Source organism: Oleiphilus sp. HI0079 (assembly GCF_001635105.1).
The window spans coordinates 1-843 of the sequence record NZ_LWFT01001077.1 but is presented as its reverse complement, the minus strand read 5'-3'; the positions used below and the strand labels follow the sequence as shown (position 1 = coordinate 843).

The 843-nt window shown below is 48.8% G+C and carries 1 protein-coding gene; it reads left to right on the top strand.

Annotation, left to right across the window (positions count from 1 at the left end; translation table 11 throughout):
• A partial coding sequence (locus A3750_RS19245) for an efflux RND transporter permease subunit (RefSeq protein ID WP_197475162.1) occupies positions 1-843 on the top strand: 843 nt, incomplete at both ends.

The following is an 843-nucleotide window of genomic DNA, read 5'->3' as shown; positions in this document are numbered from 1 at the left end:
GTAGATCGCGCAAAATCGAAGCTACCTGAGGGCAGCGATGATCCAACCGTCAACGAAATTAATGTTGCCCTCTTCCCAGTAATGAGCATGAGCCTTGGCGGGCCGTTACCAGAGCGCAATCTGCTCGCCATTGCGCGCGATTTGCGCGATGACATCGAAGCACTAGCCGGCGTGTTAGAAGTCGACATCGGTGGTGATCGCGAAGAGCTGCTAGAAGTGGTGGTTGATCCATTGGTGCTTGAAACCTATGGCATCAACTTTGAAAGCGTCTTATCGATTGTTTCTCGAAATAATCGATTGGTCGCCGCTGGAGCGATCGATAATGGTTCGGGCCGTCAAATTCTAAAGGTCTCGGGTATTATTGAAGACCTCGATGACATTATGTCGATGCCCATCAAGATCGAGAACGATACAGTCGTCGCCTTTCGAGACGTTGCGACTGTGCGGCGTACCTTCAAAGATCCAGGCGGTTTCGCACGCGTAAATGGCGAGCCAGCGCTCNCCCTTGAAGTCAAAAAGCGCCTCGGCGCCAATATCATCCAGGTCATCGATGACATAAAAGCGATTGTGGCTGAGAAGAAACAATATTGGCCAGAAACACTAGAGCACAACATCATTTTCGATAAGTCGAAAGACATTATCACCATGCTCGAAGATCTACAGAATAATGTCATAAGTGCCATTATCATGGTCATGATTGTGATCGTCGGTGCCCTTGGCGTCCGCTCATCCATTCTCGTTGGCATTGCGATCCCCGCTTCATTTTTAAGCAGCATGTTGATTATCAACGCCATGGGTTTAACACTGAATATTGTCGTGCTGTTCAGTTTGATTCTGGTGGTG